This window comes from Bosea sp. 685 (assembly GCF_031884435.1).
Lineage (GTDB): Bacteria > Pseudomonadota > Alphaproteobacteria > Rhizobiales > Beijerinckiaceae > Allobosea.
In genome coordinates this window covers 379,299-395,180 of the sequence record NZ_CP134779.1, presented here as the reverse complement: position 1 = coordinate 395,180, position 15,882 = coordinate 379,299, and the positions used below count along the sequence as shown (strand labels likewise).

12 protein-coding genes are annotated in these 15,882 nt (G+C 66.6%); 5 read left to right on the top strand and 7 right to left on the bottom strand.

The window, feature by feature from the left end; genetic code table 11:
* The first annotated feature begins 107 nt into the window (after nucleotides 1-107).
* Together RMR04_RS02955 and RMR04_RS02950 are read left to right on the top strand one after the other, a co-directional pair.
* Nucleotides 108-926 carry an N-formylglutamate amidohydrolase gene (locus tag RMR04_RS02955; protein ID WP_311912890.1) on the top strand — a complete coding sequence of 273 codons (819 nt, stop codon included), beginning with the start codon at nucleotides 108-110 and terminating at the stop codon, nucleotides 924-926.
* A gap of 111 nt (nucleotides 927-1,037) precedes the next feature.
* On the top strand, nucleotides 1,038-1,280 hold the full coding sequence (locus tag RMR04_RS02950) for a DUF2312 domain-containing protein (RefSeq protein WP_069688540.1): 243 nt from the start codon (nucleotides 1,038-1,040) through the stop codon (nucleotides 1,278-1,280).
* A gap of 197 nt (nucleotides 1,281-1,477) precedes the next feature.
* On the opposite strand, the gene corA is transcribed toward RMR04_RS02950, so the two are convergent.
* Nucleotides 1,478-2,476 carry a magnesium/cobalt transporter CorA gene (gene corA / locus RMR04_RS02945; protein ID WP_311916040.1) on the bottom strand — a complete coding sequence of 333 codons (999 nt, stop codon included), beginning with the start codon at nucleotides 2,474-2,476 and terminating at the stop codon, nucleotides 1,478-1,480.
* Between the two features lie 254 nt (nucleotides 2,477-2,730).
* Here corA and RMR04_RS02940 point away from each other — a divergent pair, with 254 nt between their 5' ends.
* Complete coding sequence (locus RMR04_RS02940) at nucleotides 2,731-3,345, top strand: glutathione S-transferase family protein (protein ID WP_311912888.1); 615 nt, start codon at nucleotides 2,731-2,733, stop codon at nucleotides 3,343-3,345.
* A 145-nt stretch (nucleotides 3,346-3,490) separates the two neighbouring features.
* Here RMR04_RS02940 and RMR04_RS02935 read toward each other — a convergent pair whose 3' ends face one another.
* From RMR04_RS02935 to RMR04_RS02925, 3 genes are all read right to left on the bottom strand, one after another.
* The gene (locus RMR04_RS02935) at nucleotides 3,491-5,218 is read right to left on the bottom strand and encodes a peptidoglycan L,D-endopeptidase MepK (protein WP_311912886.1); all 1,728 of its coding nucleotides are present in this window, start codon (nucleotides 5,216-5,218) and stop codon (nucleotides 3,491-3,493) included.
* A 255-nt stretch (nucleotides 5,219-5,473) separates the two neighbouring features.
* On the bottom strand, nucleotides 5,474-7,282 hold the full coding sequence (locus tag RMR04_RS02930; RefSeq protein ID WP_311912885.1) for a L,D-transpeptidase family protein: 1,809 nt from the start codon (nucleotides 7,280-7,282) through the stop codon (nucleotides 5,474-5,476).
* A 314-nt stretch (nucleotides 7,283-7,596) separates the two neighbouring features.
* On the bottom strand, nucleotides 7,597-9,090 hold the full coding sequence (locus tag RMR04_RS02925) for a sigma-54-dependent transcriptional regulator (protein ID WP_311912883.1): 1,494 nt from the start codon (nucleotides 9,088-9,090) through the stop codon (nucleotides 7,597-7,599).
* A 233-nt stretch (nucleotides 9,091-9,323) separates the two neighbouring features.
* On the opposite strand from RMR04_RS02925, the gene RMR04_RS02920 reads away from it, so the two are divergent.
* Nucleotides 9,324-11,159, top strand: coding sequence for a M3 family oligoendopeptidase (locus tag RMR04_RS02920; RefSeq protein ID WP_311916039.1), 1,836 nt, complete (start codon nucleotides 9,324-9,326; stop codon nucleotides 11,157-11,159).
* Nucleotides 11,160-11,267: 108 nt separating this feature from the next.
* Here the strand turns inward: RMR04_RS02920 and RMR04_RS02915 are convergent, their stop codons facing one another.
* Nucleotides 11,268-12,791, bottom strand: coding sequence for an outer membrane beta-barrel protein (locus tag RMR04_RS02915; protein ID WP_311912882.1), 1,524 nt, complete (start codon nucleotides 12,789-12,791; stop codon nucleotides 11,268-11,270).
* A gap of 155 nt (nucleotides 12,792-12,946) precedes the next feature.
* Here RMR04_RS02915 and RMR04_RS02910 point away from each other — a divergent pair, with 155 nt between their 5' ends.
* A complete protein-coding gene (locus RMR04_RS02910) occupies nucleotides 12,947-13,921 on the top strand; it encodes a KpsF/GutQ family sugar-phosphate isomerase (protein ID WP_311912881.1) in 975 nt (324 codons plus the stop codon).
* 148 nt (nucleotides 13,922-14,069) lie between these two features.
* Here RMR04_RS02910 and serA read toward each other — a convergent pair whose 3' ends face one another.
* Both serA and RMR04_RS02900 read right to left on the bottom strand, forming a co-directional pair.
* Nucleotides 14,070-15,326 carry a phosphoglycerate dehydrogenase gene (gene serA / locus RMR04_RS02905; protein WP_311912880.1) on the bottom strand — a complete coding sequence of 419 codons (1,257 nt, stop codon included), beginning with the start codon at nucleotides 15,324-15,326 and terminating at the stop codon, nucleotides 14,070-14,072.
* Nucleotides 15,327-15,424: 98 nt separating this feature from the next.
* Nucleotides 15,425-15,874, bottom strand: coding sequence for an NfeD family protein (locus tag RMR04_RS02900; RefSeq protein WP_311912879.1), 450 nt, complete (start codon nucleotides 15,872-15,874; stop codon nucleotides 15,425-15,427).
* Between the last annotated feature and the right edge of the window lie 8 nt (nucleotides 15,875-15,882).

Here is a 15,882-nt window from a genome sequence, read left to right as displayed (position 1 = left end):
GAACTTTCATGTCGATTTCATCGACTTTCGTTGCTGATTCTTTTAAGTCGCGGCCGGGCGAACGTCATCAGCCTTTTCCCGATGTAGTCATACTTTTTGAGGGACGCATGCGGATCGATCCGGCCGAGACCCAACCGGCCAAGACCCGACCGGCCATAGCGCTGAAGCCGGCGGTGGCCCGCGCGCCCGGCGAAGTCGAGGTCATTCCAGGCGATCCCGCCAGCGGCATTCTGCTGATCTGCGACCACGCCACCAATGCGATCCCACCCGAGCTCAATTCGCTGGGCCTGCCGCCTGCCCAGCTCGAACGCCATATCGCCTACGACATCGGCGCGGCCGAGATGACCCGCGCCATGGCGCGCGCGCTCGATGCGCCTGCCGTGCTGAGCAATTTCTCGCGCCTGCTGATTGATCCCAATCGCGGCCTGGACGATCCGACGCTGGTGATGCGCCTCTCCGACGGCGCGATTGTGCCCGGCAACCGCCATATCGACCAAGCCGGCATCACTGAGCGTGTGGCGCGCTACTACGAACCCTATGACGCAGCGATCGATACAGCCATCGAGGCGGCGCTGGCGGCCGGCCACCCACCCGCGATCGTCTCGCTGCACTCCTTCACGCCGTTCTGGAAGGCAGCAGTTCGGCCCTGGCATATCGGCGTGCTCTGGGACGGAGAAGGCGCATTGTCGCAGTTGCTGATCGCCGCCCTGCAGCGTGAGGGCGACCTCGTGGTCGGCGACAACGAACCCTATCGCGGCGGCTTGCCCGGCGACACGATCGACCGCCACGCCACGCGGCGGGGCTTGCACGAGACCCTGATCGAGCTGCGCCAGGATCTGATTGCCAGCGACGCCACCGCACGCGACTGGGGGGAGCGACTGGCCGCAATCCTGCCCGGATGTCTTGCCTCATTGCGCGCCGGCTGAGACATCGCGGCTGTTGAGCATCCCGCGCGAAGTACCGCTTCGCGCTTGACGCCGGCCCCCGCGCGGTGCGAACCCTCCGGCCAAATTTCCCCACCGCTTAAGGATATGCAGATGGAAGATCCGGTTGCTGGCGACCAGCTCAAGAGCATCGTCGAGCGCATCGAGCGCCTCGAGGAAGAGAAGAAGACCATCTCCGACGATATCAAGGAGGTCTATGCCGAGGCCAAGGGCAACGGCTACGACGTCAAGGTCCTGCGCAAGGTGATCGCCATCCGCAAGCGCGACGCCAATGAGCGCGCCGAGGAGGAAGCCATCCTCGACCTCTACCTGCAGGCCGTCGGCGAGAGCGCCTGACCGTCTTCACACCCACTCTGTCCCTGACAAGCCGTCCCCTGGTCCGGCCTCCGGCCGGTCCGAGGACAGGCTCCGCGGCGCAACTCCGGGATCCATCGTAGAGCACAGTTCCCTACGATGGATCCCGGACGACCTTCGGTCGCCCAGGATGACACGGTGTTTTCGAGCATGAACGGCGCGCTTTAATCGGAAATGGCTCACAGCCAGCCATTCTTTCGGAAGCGCCAATAGAGTATCGCGCAGGAGATCACGATCAGCACCAGGACGGTGTGATAGCCGAACTGGAGTTCGAGCTCCGGCATGTTCTTGAAGTTCATGCCATAGATGCCGGCGACCGCGGTCGGCACCGCCAGGATCGCCGCCCATGAGGCGAGCTTCTTGGTGATCGCGTTTTCCTGGCTCTGGCCGATCAGCAGGCTCACCTCGAAGGCGAAGGCGAGCACCTCGCGCAGGCTGTCGATCTTTTCCTGAACCGTGCGAACATGGTCGGTCACGTCGCGGAACATCGGCGCGAGCGTCGGGCGCACCTGCGGCACATTGGCATTGGCGAGGCGCTGGCAGACATCGACCAATGGCGCGGCTGCATTGCGCAAGCGCAAGAGATCGCGCCGCAGCATGTAGAGCCGCTCGATGTCGTCACGGATCATCGGCTTCGCCAGCACCTTGTCCTCGATCTCCTCGACCTCCTCATGGATCGCCTCGAGCACCGGCATGTAGTTGTCGACGATGAAATCGAGGATCGCGTAGAGGATGAAATCCTCCCCCTTCGCCAATGAAGTGGGGCAGGTCTCCCAATGCTGTCGCACGGTCTTGTACGAGGTGGAGGCGCCATGGCGGACGCTGACGATATAGCCGTTGCCGACAAAGATATGCGTTTCGCCAAACGCGATGCGCTTGTCGACCAGCTGGGCCGTGCGGGCAACGACGAAGAGCGCGTCGCCATATTGTTCGAGCTTCGGGCGTTGATGGGCGTTCGTCGCGTCCTCGACCGCGAGCGGATGCAGGTTGAACTGCTGCTGCACGCGATGGAGGAGGTCGGCATCGGGCTCGAGCAGTCCGATCCAGACGACATGACCGTCCTTGCGGGCCCATGCGCCCGCCTCCTCGATGGGTATATCGGCGATGCGCACGCCATGCGCATAGACGCTGGAGGCGACAACGCCGGTCTCGTGGGGGTGGCCTTGCTCGGCGGCCATGGCGGGCGCGGGCGCGGCGGGTGGCGAAGACAGGGTTTCGGCGGCAAACCGTTTTTCGGCGACTGACATGGGCGCACCTCGTCCAGCCTGGGGGCTTGTCCCGCAGGCTAGCGCGTTTGTTTGCCCGGGCAAGGATTTTCCCTCGCGTGACGCCCGGCTCCATCACGTCCCGTGATGCGTGAAATCACGCGAATTCGCGTGGCTTCCCGCCGGCCTCACGGCATGGTTGCGGCGCACCCGAACCGGAGACCGCCATGCTGCTCGTAGGAATGCTGGACAGCCCCTATGTCCGCCGCGCCGCCGTCACCGGAAGGCTCCTGGGGCTCGATTTCGAGCACCGCTCGGTCTCGGTGTTCCGGCACATGGAGGCCTTCGCCAAGGTCAACCCGCTGATCAAGGCGCCCTCGCTCGTCTGCGACGACGGCACGGTGATCACCGATTCCAATCTGATCATCCAGCATTTCGAGGATGTCGCCGGCCGCTCGCTGCGCCCAAGCGATGCGGCAGCGCGGACACGCGATCTCGGCCTGACCGGCATCGGCATCGTTGCCGCCGACAAGGCCGTCTCGATCGAATATGAGCGCAAGCGGCCCGACGCCCAGCGCTACGCGCCCTGGCAGGAGCGCATCGTCGCCCAGCTCGACACCGCGCTTGACCTGCTCGACGCGGCGGCCGAGCGCGGCGAACTCGGCGCGGGGCCGAATCTACGACCCGGCGACATCTCCGCCGCGATCGCCTGGGGGTTCTGCCGCTTCGTGATCCCCGATTATGCGCCGGAGAAACGCTGGCCGGCACTGGCGGCCCAAGCGCGCGCCTGCGAGGCGCTCGACGTGTTCAAGCACTGGCCGATCGACCGCGAGGAGCCGTAGATCGCGCCCGCAATTCGTTCTGGCGAGTCGACTGGCATGCGAGTCGGCTGGCGTGATTGTCGAGAACCGGAGCGGAGTGGACTAAAGTCCATGAGCACCGGAAGCGCAGACAACCGCGTCAGACGGCCGTCAAAACGAACTGCGCTCAGTTCTGGACAAAATTCGTCGGCAGCGGCCGCACCGCCGGGCCGCTGAACGAGCCCGTCTTGGCGTCGCTCGGCTCGGCATGGCTGAAGCCGAGAGAGGCCGCCGGTCCCGGAGCCTGAATCGGTTCGGCATTATTGGCTGGCCCGGCTTTGGTGCGGGCAGTGGCGATCGTGACCGCCTTGCCGGCGGTGGTCGGGCTGCGCGCGACCGTCGCGAAGAGCGAATCGAGCCCCGGCCGGTCAGCATCGTATTGCGCCACGATCGGGGTCGGAGCCGGGCTTGGCGCATGCCGGCTGACGGAGGGCATCGACGCCAGCGCGAAACCGTCATCGCGCGGACGGCCAGGCGGCAGCGGATGCGTGATCGTGACCAGACGTCCGGCCGGCTGAACCTCCGGCGCCTCAGTGGAGCCTCCCGCACCGCCGCGCAGATCCGCGAGCACCAGATTGGCAAAGGCGGCGGGACGCGTCGGCGGCAACGGCGCGTTCATCGGCTTGCCTTCCGCCACGGCCTCGATCAGCGAAACCATCTGGTCGGGCCGGCGCGGCGGCAGCGAGGCCAGGACGAATTTCTGATCCTCTGCGGCCGCGCCTTGCGGAGCGAAGGCGAGCGCGCCGCCGGAGGCGGGCAAGGCCGCGACCTGGATCGAATCGCCGGGCTGCAGTGGCATGGTCAGGCCGCGCGGTCGCGCCAGCGGAAGCGGCGCATCGATCAGCCTTGGCCGCTTGTCATCGACCGGGGGCGGCGCAGCGGCAGGCGCCGTGGCGGCGACCTGCGCCGGCTGTGGCTCGACGATCCTCGGCGCCAGCCGCTCGGAGCGCTCGCGCACGACCGTGCGGGCGGCGGGCTCCGGCTCGGGAGCCTGCACCGAGACGGCGAAGCGCCCGCCATCATTGGAATTACTGTCATCCCGGGCCGGCGCGGCATAGGCCATGACGGTCGGTTGGGGCTTTGGCGAATTGCCGCGACCGCGCGTCGGGCGCGCATCCGCCTCCTCGTCGTCGCCGCCGAAGAGAGCCGCCCACAGGCTCTTGCGGCCCGAAGAGATCACCGCGCCTTCATCGGAATCGGCAGTTGCGTAACCGGCGACCGAGCCGCCGCGCGACAGCACATCGGCCTTGGCCAGCTCATAGCCCGCGAGCGGGTGGCCATCGGCCGGCAGATGAACTGTCTTCTCGTCCGGGAACAATCGCACCAATTGATCGCGCGTCATGCGCGGCCAGGACCGGACCGAACCGGCGTCGAGATGGACGAAGGGCGTGTGCGCGCCGGGATAGAAGCCGACGCCGCCGCGCTGCAGCCGCATGCCGGCCTCGCGGATCTTGGCCGTCGGCGTATCCGGCAGATAGAAATCCATCGCCTTGCCGAGCATGTGCTGGCTGTTCTTGGCGACCGCACGCGAGCGCCGGCGCAGCATCGAATTGGTGCCCGGCGAGCGATAGGCCGAGACGACGTGGAAGGATTCCTGGGACCCCACCGCGCGCTGCACCTCCCAGGCAAGGTCGAACAGACGCGGATCCATCCGGATCGGCTCGTCGGTGCGCCAGTCACGCAGCGCCCAGTTCAGCTTCTCCAGCGCCGCGGAATCATAGCGGCCGTCACGCTTGAAGGTGACGGTCGTCTCCTCCTTGGTGTGCATATGCGTGATGGTGATGGTGCGCGTGTCGCCATTGGCGACGGCATCCTGCGTGCCGCGCACGCCGAGCATCAGAGCCGTGGCCGCCACGCTCAGCGCCAAAAACTGGCGGAAGCCCGGCTTCGGAAGCACCGAAAGCCGTCTCGAACGCGTGGCGGTAGACTTGCCCAATCTGCTTGACCCGTCTCGGTGCCCGCCTGAAGCGGCGCGATGAACGTGAACGAACAGTTGCGGAGAAGAGTTAATGCAAGGTTACCAAGCCGGCAATCGCCATACCCCGACTTTTCCGCCGAATTCCGCTAACGGCGGAACGTGGCGAAACCGTGCCCGTCCCGCCAGACGGGTTCAGCCACGCTGCTCCAGCGCCTGCCGGACGAGCCGATGGAAACCATACAGATCGTCGAAAACCGTCATGTGGCCGTCAGCACCCACGACATAGGTGTTGTAGACCAGATGGATCGGCAATGGCTGCGGCAGCTTGATCATGCGCTCGCCCGAGCCGATCAGGCGCTTCAGCCGCTCATGCGACCAGTCCGGCCCGAGCACCTGATCCGCCAGCAGGAAGGGATTGTCGACGCGCACGCAGCCATGGCTGAACGCGCGGCGTTCGCTGGCGAAAAGCCGGCGGTTTGGCGTGTCGTGCAGGTAGACGGCATGGTCATTGGGGAACATGAACTTGATCCAGCCGAGCGCGTTGCGCTCGCCCGGGGGCTGGCGGACGGAGATGTTGTTGCCGTGCCGCGTTACCACATAGCCGCGCTTGGCGGCATAATTGGGATCGGCCGCAAGGCCCGGCAGGAACTCCTTCTTCAGGATCGAAGGCGGCACGTTCCAGGACGGATTCACGATGACGTGGTCCATCTTGTGCGAGAAGATCGGCGTCGCCGTATCGGGCTTGCCGACGATAGCGCGGGTCTGGTGCACGACCTTGCCGTCCCGCACGACGCGGACCATGAACTCCGGCACGTTGACGATGATGTGGCTCTCGCCGAGATCGGGCGGCAGCCAGCGCCAGCGCTCCATCTGGGCGATGATGTCCTGCTCGCCGCGCGCCGTCGCCGGCGTACCCAGCGCGGCCAGCGTGCGCTCGCTGAGCACGCCATTGGCCGGCAGCCCGGCCTTCTTCTGGAAATCGGCCAGCGCCAGTGCGGTCGAATGGTCGAAGACCGGCTCCTCTGACGGCCCCAGGCCTAGCCGCGCCCGGACCAGCGGCACGCGCTCGTCGCGCATGCCAAGCTTCAGCGGCGGGCCAGCCGGAATGCGCACCAGCGGCGTATCGTCCTGATGCTCGCGCAGCTCGGCGAGCTTGGCCTTGAGACGGCGATACTGCTCATGCGGCGGGTTATAGGCAGCGAGCGCAGCGCCTGGATCCTGCACCGCCGTCAGTTCCGACAGCACCTCGGTAGCCGAGGGCAGATAGAGCGTCGGCGTGATCAGCTTCGACAGGCGGCGCGGATCGATGCGACCACCGCGCGCGTCACGAGCGTAGAGGACTGCCAACGCCGAGAGCCTGACATCGGCTTCTGCGAGCTTGCCCTTGTCGCTCGCCTCGAACACCGGCAGCGGATAATCGGTCGGCCTCAGCCCGTCCTCAGCCGCGCGGCCGAGCTGGGCGACGAGATGCCTGGCGGCCTCGCTCCAGCCCTTGCCGTCGATCCAGAGCGGCCGGTTCTCCTGCGCCTGATAGGCGGCCAGAATCTCGCTGCGCTCACGCTCAGCCAGGCGCGGCAGCGCCAGCCCCTCGGTCATGTGCGCGCCGATATCACCGGCGAGATTGGAGCCCGCGGGCAATTCGACCACGACCTTGGGCAGGTCCGGCGGGGGAATCGTGACCTCGCTGGGCGCAGCCGAGCGCAGGGGCTCGGGCGGTGACAGCGCAGGATCGAGCGGCGGCAGATCGACGGCCGGGATGTCGGTGGCAGGACTATCCGCAGCAGGAATATCGAGCGCTGCGGGACGATCATCGACCCCGGGCGTCGTCGCAGGCGTGGGCCGCGGCTCTGACGTCACGAGATTGTTCTGCGGCACCAGTGAGGGAGCGACCGTTCCCGTCACCATGCCGGGCTCTTCGCGCGAGACCTCGGCCGGCCGCTCGTCGCGCAGGATGACCAGGGCCGGCTGCTCCGGCAGTGGAATGCCGAGCGTGGGGTCCATGGTAGAAGGCGCTTGGGTAGAAGGCGCTTGGGCAGAAGGCGCTTGCGCGCTCGCTGCCGTCAGCCCCAGCGCAAGCGCCAGAACCGAGGCTGAACCCAAGCCCGCCCAGTGGCGACGACGCATGCTCGCTATCCTCGAATGTTCGCCGAGATCTCACCGCTTCTGCGTGAGTCAGCGGATTTGGACAAGATGCGGCGGCGCAACAGCCCCCGCTATTCAGACAGTGCCGATCGGCTTTAAATTTTTGGTGTGACCTCGGCCGAAAACGGAACCCCGCCATTGGCGAATGCGGAGCTTCGGTTGCGCCTCATGCCTCAGGCCGCATCCTCGCTTTCGGCGCCGGGCTCGTTCTCGATCAGCCCGTAATCCTTGAGCTTGCGATAGAGCGTCGAGCGGCCGATGCCGAGCTTGCGCGAGATCTCCGACATGTGACCGCGATAATGCGCCAGCGCGAATTTGATGATCTCGCGCTCGAGATCGTCGAGCTTGCGCATGTCGGACCCGGCGACGAGTTCGAGCGAATTGGGATCGCGCACAGGCATCTGGATGATGCGCGGCGTGTCATTGCGCATGTCCTGGCGCATCAGCGAGGCCGACACCGGCGGGATGCGGATGTCGAAGCCCTCCATCTGGGCCGCGATCTGCGGGAACTCGGCCACGGTCAATTCGTCGCCATCAGCCAGGACCACCGCGCGGAACATCGCGTTCTCGAGCTGGCGGACATTGCCCGGCCAGTCATAGCCGCTGATCAGCCCAAGCGCCTCGGCACTGAGCCCGCGCAGTTTCTTGCCTTCCTCGGCGGCAAAGCGCGCCAGGAACCCGCGCGCCAGATCGGCGATATCCTCGCGGCGCTGGCGCAAGGGCGGCAGCGTGATCGGGAAGACGTTGAGGCGGTAATAGAGATCCTCGCGGAACTCGCCCTGCTTCACCTGGTCGAGCAGGCTCTTATTGGTCGCGGAAATGATGCGGATATCGACACGCACCGACTTCTTGGCGCCGACGGGGTCGACCTCACCCTCCTGGATGGCGCGCAGCAACTTGACCTGCGCGTCGAGCGGCAATTCGCCGACCTCGTCGAGGAAGAGCGTGCCGCCATTAGCCTCGACGAATTTGCCGATATGACGCTCGGTCGCGCCGGTGAAGGCGCCCTTCTCATGGCCGAACAGGATCGACTCGACGAGGTTATGCGGGATCGCGCCGCAGTTCACCGTGACGAAGGGCTTACCCTTGCGATCACTGGTGCCCTGAATCGCGCGCGCCAGCACCTCCTTGCCGACGCCTGATTCGCCCTCGACCAGGATCGGGATATTGGATTTTGCGGCGCGCTCGGCCAGGCGTACCACGCGCGCCATGTCGGCACTCTTGGTGGCGAGGTCGCGGAAACCGAGCGTGCCGGAGACGCGCCGCTTGATGTGGCGCAGTTCATGTTCGAGCGCGCCCAGCTTCAGCGCGTTCTTGAGCGATATCTGCAAGCGTTCCGCGCCGACCGGCTTGACCACGAAATCGACCGCGCCGGCGCGTATCGCCGAGACGACGGTCTCGATCGAGCTATGCGCCGTCTGCACGATGACCGGCGTCTCGATGCCGCGCTCGCGCAGCGCCGCGAGCACGCCCATGCCGTCGAGCTCCGGCATGACGAGATCGAGCACCACGGCATCGAACCTCTCGCCCTCACCATGGCCAAGCAGATTGACCGCCTCGCTGCCGCTCTCGACGACGACCACATCGTAACCAAAACGCTTCAGCATCGCGTCGAGCAGGCGGCGCTGGACGGGATCGTCGTCGACGACGAGAACGGTGGCGGACATGAAACCTCGAAGGCCAGGCAGTGCGAAAACGACATCGCGAGACGGAATCGGCTGTTCCGTTCTGGGTCATCCTCGGTCAGAACGGTTAAGCGGCGCTTAAGCGCCACAGCCTGCGTCAAACCACCTCTGCCCGGCGCTCCGGCGTTGATCGCAAACGCCGCTCCGCGCATATGAGTGGGGAAGGCCTATCGGGCCAGCGAGGTGTTGCAGAGATGAATTTCGCCGTGACAGGGATGGTCGAGCCCGCCGCTTTCGCCACAGCTGCCGAACGCTCCGCGCGCAGCGCCAAGGCGCTGGGCCCACTGCCGGAATGGGATCTGAGCCATCTCTATCCGGCGATGGATTCGCCCGCCTTCAAGGCCGACCTCGAACGCGCTTTGAGCGAATCGCAGCGCTTCGCCGAACTCTATCGCGGCAAGCTCGGCCCGCTCGCCCAGCGCGAGGACGCCGCGACCGTGCTGGCCGAGGCGGTCGCCGGTTATGAGACGCTCAGCGACCTGCTCGGGCGAATCGGCGCCTATGCCGGCCTGATCTATTCCGGCGACACCACCGACCCGCAGCGCGCGAAATTCTATGGCGACACGCAGGACCGCCTGAACGCGGCCGTGACGGAATTGCTCTTCTTCGAGCTGGAGCTGAACCGGATCGACCCCGCGCTGATGGCGCGCATCTCGGGCCAGGCGCCGCTTTCGCATTGGAAGCCCTGGCTCGACGACCTCGCCAAGGACAAGCCGCACCAACTCGAGGACCGGATCGAGGAACTGTTCCACGAGAAGTCGATGACCGGGCAAGCCGCCTGGAACCGGCTCTTCGACGAGACCATCGCCTCGCTGCGCTTCAGGCTCGACGGCGAGGAATTGACGCTCGAACTGACGCTGAACAAGCTGCAGGATGCCGACGGCGCGGTCCGCAAGGCCGCGGCCGAAGCGCTGAGCGCGGTCTTCCGCGAGCAATTGCGCACCTTCGCGCTGATCACCAACACGCTGGCCAAGGACAAGGAGATTTCCGACCGCTGGCGCAAATTCGAGGATGTCGCGGATTCCCGCCATCTGGCCAATCGCGTCGAGCGCGAGGTAGTCGATGCGCTGGTTTCAGCCGTACGCGAGGCCTATCCGCGCCTGTCGCACCGCTACTACAAGCTCAAGGCCAAATGGTTCGGCCGCGAACAGCTCGATTTCTGGGACCGCAACGCACCGCTGCCGCAGGTCGAGCAGCGCACCATTCCCTGGGCCGAAGCGCGCGACACCGTGCTCGACGCCTATCACGCCTTCTCGCCCGAGATGGCCGGCATTGCGCGCCGCTTCTTCGACGAGCACTGGATCGACGCGCCGGCCCGCCCCGGCAAGGCGCCGGGCGCGTTTGCTCACCCGACCGTGCCCTCGGCGCATCCCTATGTGCTGGTCAATTACCAGGGCAAGCCGCGCGACGTGATGACGCTGGCCCATGAGCTCGGTCATGGCGTCCATCAGGTGCTGGCCGGCCCCAATGGCGCATTGATGGCGCCGACGCCGTTGACGCTCGCCGAGACCGCCAGCGTCTTCGGGGAGATGCTGACCTTCCGCCGCCTGCTCGACGGCACCACGGACGCAAAGCAGCGCAAGGCGATGCTGGCGGCCAAGGTCGAGGACATGATCAACACGGTCGTGCGCCAGATCGCCTTCTACTCCTTCGAGCGCAAGGTCCATGAGGCGCGCAAATCAGGCGAGCTGACGGCTGAGAATCTCTGCGAACTCTGGATGAGCGTGCAGGCCGAGAGCCTGGGGCCGGCGATCAGGCTGGGATCGGGCTACGAGCCGTTCTGGTGCTACATCCCGCACTTCATCCATTCGCCGTTCTACGTTTACGCCTATGCCTTCGGCGATTGCCTGGTGAATTCGCTCTACGGCGTCTACCAGAATGCGGCCGAGGGCTTTCAGGAGCGCTATTTCGCTTTGCTCTCGGCTGGCGGCACCAAGCACCATTCCGAACTGCTCGCACCCTTCGGTCTCGACGCGCGCGATCCCGCCTTCTGGCAGATCGGGCTGAAGATGATCGAGGGGATGATCATCGAGCTGGAAGGGATGGAGTAAGGCTCGCGGCTACGCCGCTCGGAGGCAGTCGGCAATAGGCAGTAGGCAGTAGGCAGTCGAAGACAAGTCGCTCGTTATCTTCCGACTGCCCATTGCCGACTGCCTGCCTCAGAACTGCACCCTCAGCCCCACCTGTGCGACATTGGCGGTGTAGTCCGAGCCCTGGGCGGTCGAATTCAGGCGCTCATGGGTGAAGCTCGCCCGCACCGAGAAGGTCCGGGTCAATTTGTACTCGACGCGGGCACCGATGCTGGAGAAATCCTCGCGCAGGCCCTGCCCGTCATATTCGGTGCGGCCGAAATTGGCGAAGCCGGTGAGGGTCAGGTTGCGGCGCAGGGCATGCGCGATTTCAAGCGAGACGCGCCTTGCCGTCGTGCCCGACGAGCCGGCGATGGTGGTGTCGCCGAGCTCCGAGGTGCCGCGCAAGGTCACCGTCGTCAACGGCGTCGGCGACCACAGGATCGCCGCGTCGCCGATGAAGCCGCGCAGGTTCTTCAGGCGGTCGTCATCATAGGCCCGGTCCTGATAGCCGGCCGAGACCTCGCCCGTGACCAACCGGCTGAGCTCGAAGGTCGAGCCGACCCGGCCTGTCAGGCCGTTGGATGAGCGCTGATAGCCCGAGGAATCGACGGACTGGTCGAATTGCCGCGTGTCGATCTCGCCCTGGATGAAGGGCTTGAAGCCCGGCGTCAGCTCATAGGCCGCACGCAGCCTGACGCCATACTGCGTCTGGTTGCGGTCCTTCTGGCTGAGCGTCGTGCCGCTGGTGAGCTTGGCGTCCTCATAGTCGCTGCGGTCGACCGAGCCGCGCAGCGTCAACTGCAGCCGGTTCATGTCGTGGGTCACGCCGGCCGAGGCGCCGTATTGATAAACCAAGGGCCGCCCGGTGACCGAGGCCGTCAGATCGGGCGAGCCCGGACGCTGCGTGTCCAGCTTGAACCGGCTCTCGAGCAGGATGCGGGTGTCGCGCGTCGCGTCCAACCGCAGATCGAGCTTGCCCTCGCCATCGGGGCGCGAGGCGTCCCTGTCGCGGAAGTAATCGGAATAGCCGGCGCGCAGCGAGCCCTTCAGCTCGTTGGTGTTCCAGTCCGACTGGATGGCGAGATCGCCCTCATAACGGCCGAACGGCGAGCTGTTGCGCGCGGAACCGCTGACCCGCTGCGGATTGCTGTCATAGCCGATCGAATTGGTGAAGCCCGGCCTCAACGTGACATTGCCGAGCCGCAGGCCGAGCGGCGCGTAGGGGTCTTCCTCGACAGCCGTCTTGCGCCGGCGTGGCGGCAGCGGCTCGGGGGCCGGCGGCAGGCCTGTGACGATGCGCTGCGGCGCGCGGAACTGGCGCTGCGTGACGCCGCGCAGGCCACGCGCCTGCACCGGCTTGCTTGCACGCGGCGGCGGCCGGCGCGACACCACCGAATTCTGGCCCTGGATCTGGACGGCAGGGTCCGCGACGCCGCTCGGCGTGCTCGGAAAGCCCGATGGCATTGCTGCGGCAGGCGCCTCCTGCGTGACATAGACCGGCGTGCCGCTGCGCAGGCCCGTCGCGCGCGTCTGCGCCTGCGCCCCGGCCGTGGCGAGCACGAGGCTCGCCGCAGCGACCCCCGACAGCAGCAGGATGATGACGCGGGACACGCGCAGGCTCTCGCTCCAGACAAGGGCTGGCGCACCGGCATGGCGCGCATGGTTAAGAGAGTTAGAACGAAGAGGGTTAATGGCGCGTCAATGCACCGGCCAGCTCGGCGAGGAATGGTGGCGCAGCAGCCAGTCCTCGTGCTAGAGCGCCGCTCATGACGGCCGACATCCGCGCTTCCGCGCTTCGCACCATCGCAACCGAGCGCTCCGGGCTCGATACGCTTCACGAGGCGCTCGCCGATGGGCTGGGCCAGCCCTTCGCGGCGGCTGTCGAGCTGATCCGCGCCGCCAGCGGCCGAGTCGTCGTCACCGGCATGGGCAAATCCGGCCATATCGGGCGCAAGATCGCGGCGACCCTGGCCTCGACCGGCACGCCCGCGCATTTCGTCCACCCGGCCGAGGCCAGCCATGGCGATCTCGGCATGGTCCAGCCCGAGGATGTGGTGATCGCGCTGTCCTGGTCGGGCGAGACGGCGGAGCTCGCGGCCATCGTCGGCCATACCCGGCGCTTTCGCGTCGGGCTGATCGGCCTGACCTCGAATGCCGACAGCGCGCTCGGGCGCGAGGCCGATATCGCGTTGATCCTGCCCAAGGCGGCCGAGGCCTGCCCGAATGGGCTGGCGCCGACCACATCAACGACGATGCAGATGGCGCTCGGCGACGCGCTCGCCGTCGCCCTGCTGGAGGCGCGCGGCTTCTCGCGCCAGGATTTCTTCGTCTACCACCCCGGCGGCAAGCTTGGCGCCCAGCTCAAGACCGTCGAGAGCATCATGCATCGCGGCGAGGCGCTGCCGCGCGTTGGGCTCGACGCCGCCGTCGCCGACGTGGTCGAGATGATTTCGGCCAAGGGGTTCGGCTGCGCCATCGTCGTCGACCCCGACGGCCGGCTGGCAGGCGTGGTCACCGATGGCGATCTGCGCCGCAAATTGACCTCAGGCAACGTCACCGCGCGCCGCGCCCGCGACGTGATGACGCCAAATCCGCGCCGCATCGCGCCCGATGCACTGGCGGTCGAGGCGCTGGAGATGGTCAACCGCCTGCGCATCACCGCGCTGATCGTCGCCGATGGCGAAGACAAGCCGGTCGGGCTCGTCCATGTCCACGACCTGCTGACGCTGGGCGTGGCTTAAGGCTGCTGCCGGCTTCCCCCTCAGCCCTCATCCTGAGGAGCCGCGTAGCGGCGTCTCGAAGGATGTTCCAGAGCGCACTGAAGCATCCTTCGAGACGCGGCCTATCGGCCGCTCCTCAGGATGAGGGCTGTGTGTGAAGAGGAGGCGCTCACGCCCGCTGATACAAAAGCCTTGCCCGGATCGTGCCGTCGAGCGCCGCGATCTCGCGCAGGATGTCGCGCGCTTCGGGGCCGACGCTGTCGGCCTCCATCACGACATAACCGACCTCGCCATCGGTCTGATAGTTCTGCGCGGAGATGTTGACCTCGCGGGCGGCGAAGACGTCGTTCAGGCGCCGCAGCATGCCCGGCACATTGCGCTGGACATGGATGAAGCGCGTGCCCGCGGGACGCGGCGTGAGCTGAACCTGCGGGAAATTCACCGCGCCGACGGTCGAGCCGATATCGGAATAATCGACGAGCTTGCGCGCCACTTCAGCCCCGATGCGCTCCTGTGCCTCCTCGGTCGAGCCGCCGACATGCGGGGTGAGGATGACATTGGCCAGGCCCTGCAGTGGCGAGACGAAGCGCTCGGCATTGGAGGCGGGCTCGACCGGGAAGACGTCGACGGCCGCGCCCGCAAGCCGCCCCTCGCGCAAGGCCACCGCCAGCGCCTCGAGATCGACCACCGTGCCGCGCGAATTGTTGATGAGGTAGCTGCCCGGCCGCATCTGCGCGATCTGCTCGGCCCCGATCATGCCATGGGTCGCCGGCGTCTCCGGAACATGCAGCGAGACGATGTCGGAGTTACCGAGCAGTTCGGCCAGGCTGTCGACCGGCTCGGTGTTGCCGTGGCGCAAGCGGTCGGTCTGATCGTAATAGATCACCCGCATGCCCATCGCCTCGGCGAGCGTCGAGAGCTGGCTGCCGATATTGCCGTAGCCGACGATGCCCAGAACCTTGCCGCGCACCTCGAAGGAGCCGTTCGCGGATTTGTCCCAGCCGCCCGTATGGGCCGAGACCGAACGGTCGGTGATCTTGCGCAGCAGCATGACGATCTCGCCGATCGTCAGTTCGGCGACGCTGCGGGTGTTCGAGAAGGGCGCGTTGAAGACCGGCACGCCGCGCCCGCGCGCCGCCTGCAGATCGACCTGATTGGTGCCGACGGAAAAGCAGCCGACCGCGAAGAGCCGGCTCGCCTGGGCGAAGACCGGCTCCGTGAGCTGCGTGCGCGAGCGGATGCCGAGCACATGCACGCCCTCGACGGCCTTGAGCAGCGCGTCATGGTCGAGCGCCTTGGGCAGGCGGACCATATTGGTATAGCCGGCCTGGACCATCAGATCGGCGGCGGAATCATTGATGCCCTCCAGAAGCAGGACCTTGATGCGGTCCTTGGAGAGGGACAGGCGTTCGGTGCGGAGTGTCATGGAACGATCGGGCTGGCGACGGAGCGTTCGCTATAGACCCGCCAGCGCGCCGGACAACCCGATTCTTTGCCTGCCGGGCGCGCGAAACCGTCGCGGCCTCAGGCCTTCTCGACAATGAGCGTCGCGCCCTCGACCCGCACCACCTTGATTTCGCTGCCCGCCAGCAATTCCGGGCCGGTGACGCGCCAGGACGAATCGCCGACGCGGATGCGGCCCTCGCCGCCGGTCATCGTCGCCTCCAATCGGAAAACCTTGCCGATGAGCTGGCGGCCGCGATCGTTGAGGCCTGTCGCGGCATCGGGCTCCTCGTCCTTGCGCAGCGTCAGGCGCCGCCCGGTGAGCACGCTGACGACGCAGAGCACAGCGAAAACCAGCGCCGCACTCTGCCAACCGATGCCCAAAAGCCCGACGACGACACCCGTCAGCAGCGCGGCGAGGCCGAGCCAGATCAGGAACACGCCGGGCGCCAGCAATTCGCCGCCGATCAGCACGAGGCCGATTACGACCCAACTCCAGCCGCCAAGGGAGGAAAACCAGTCCAGCAGCATGGCCGGCC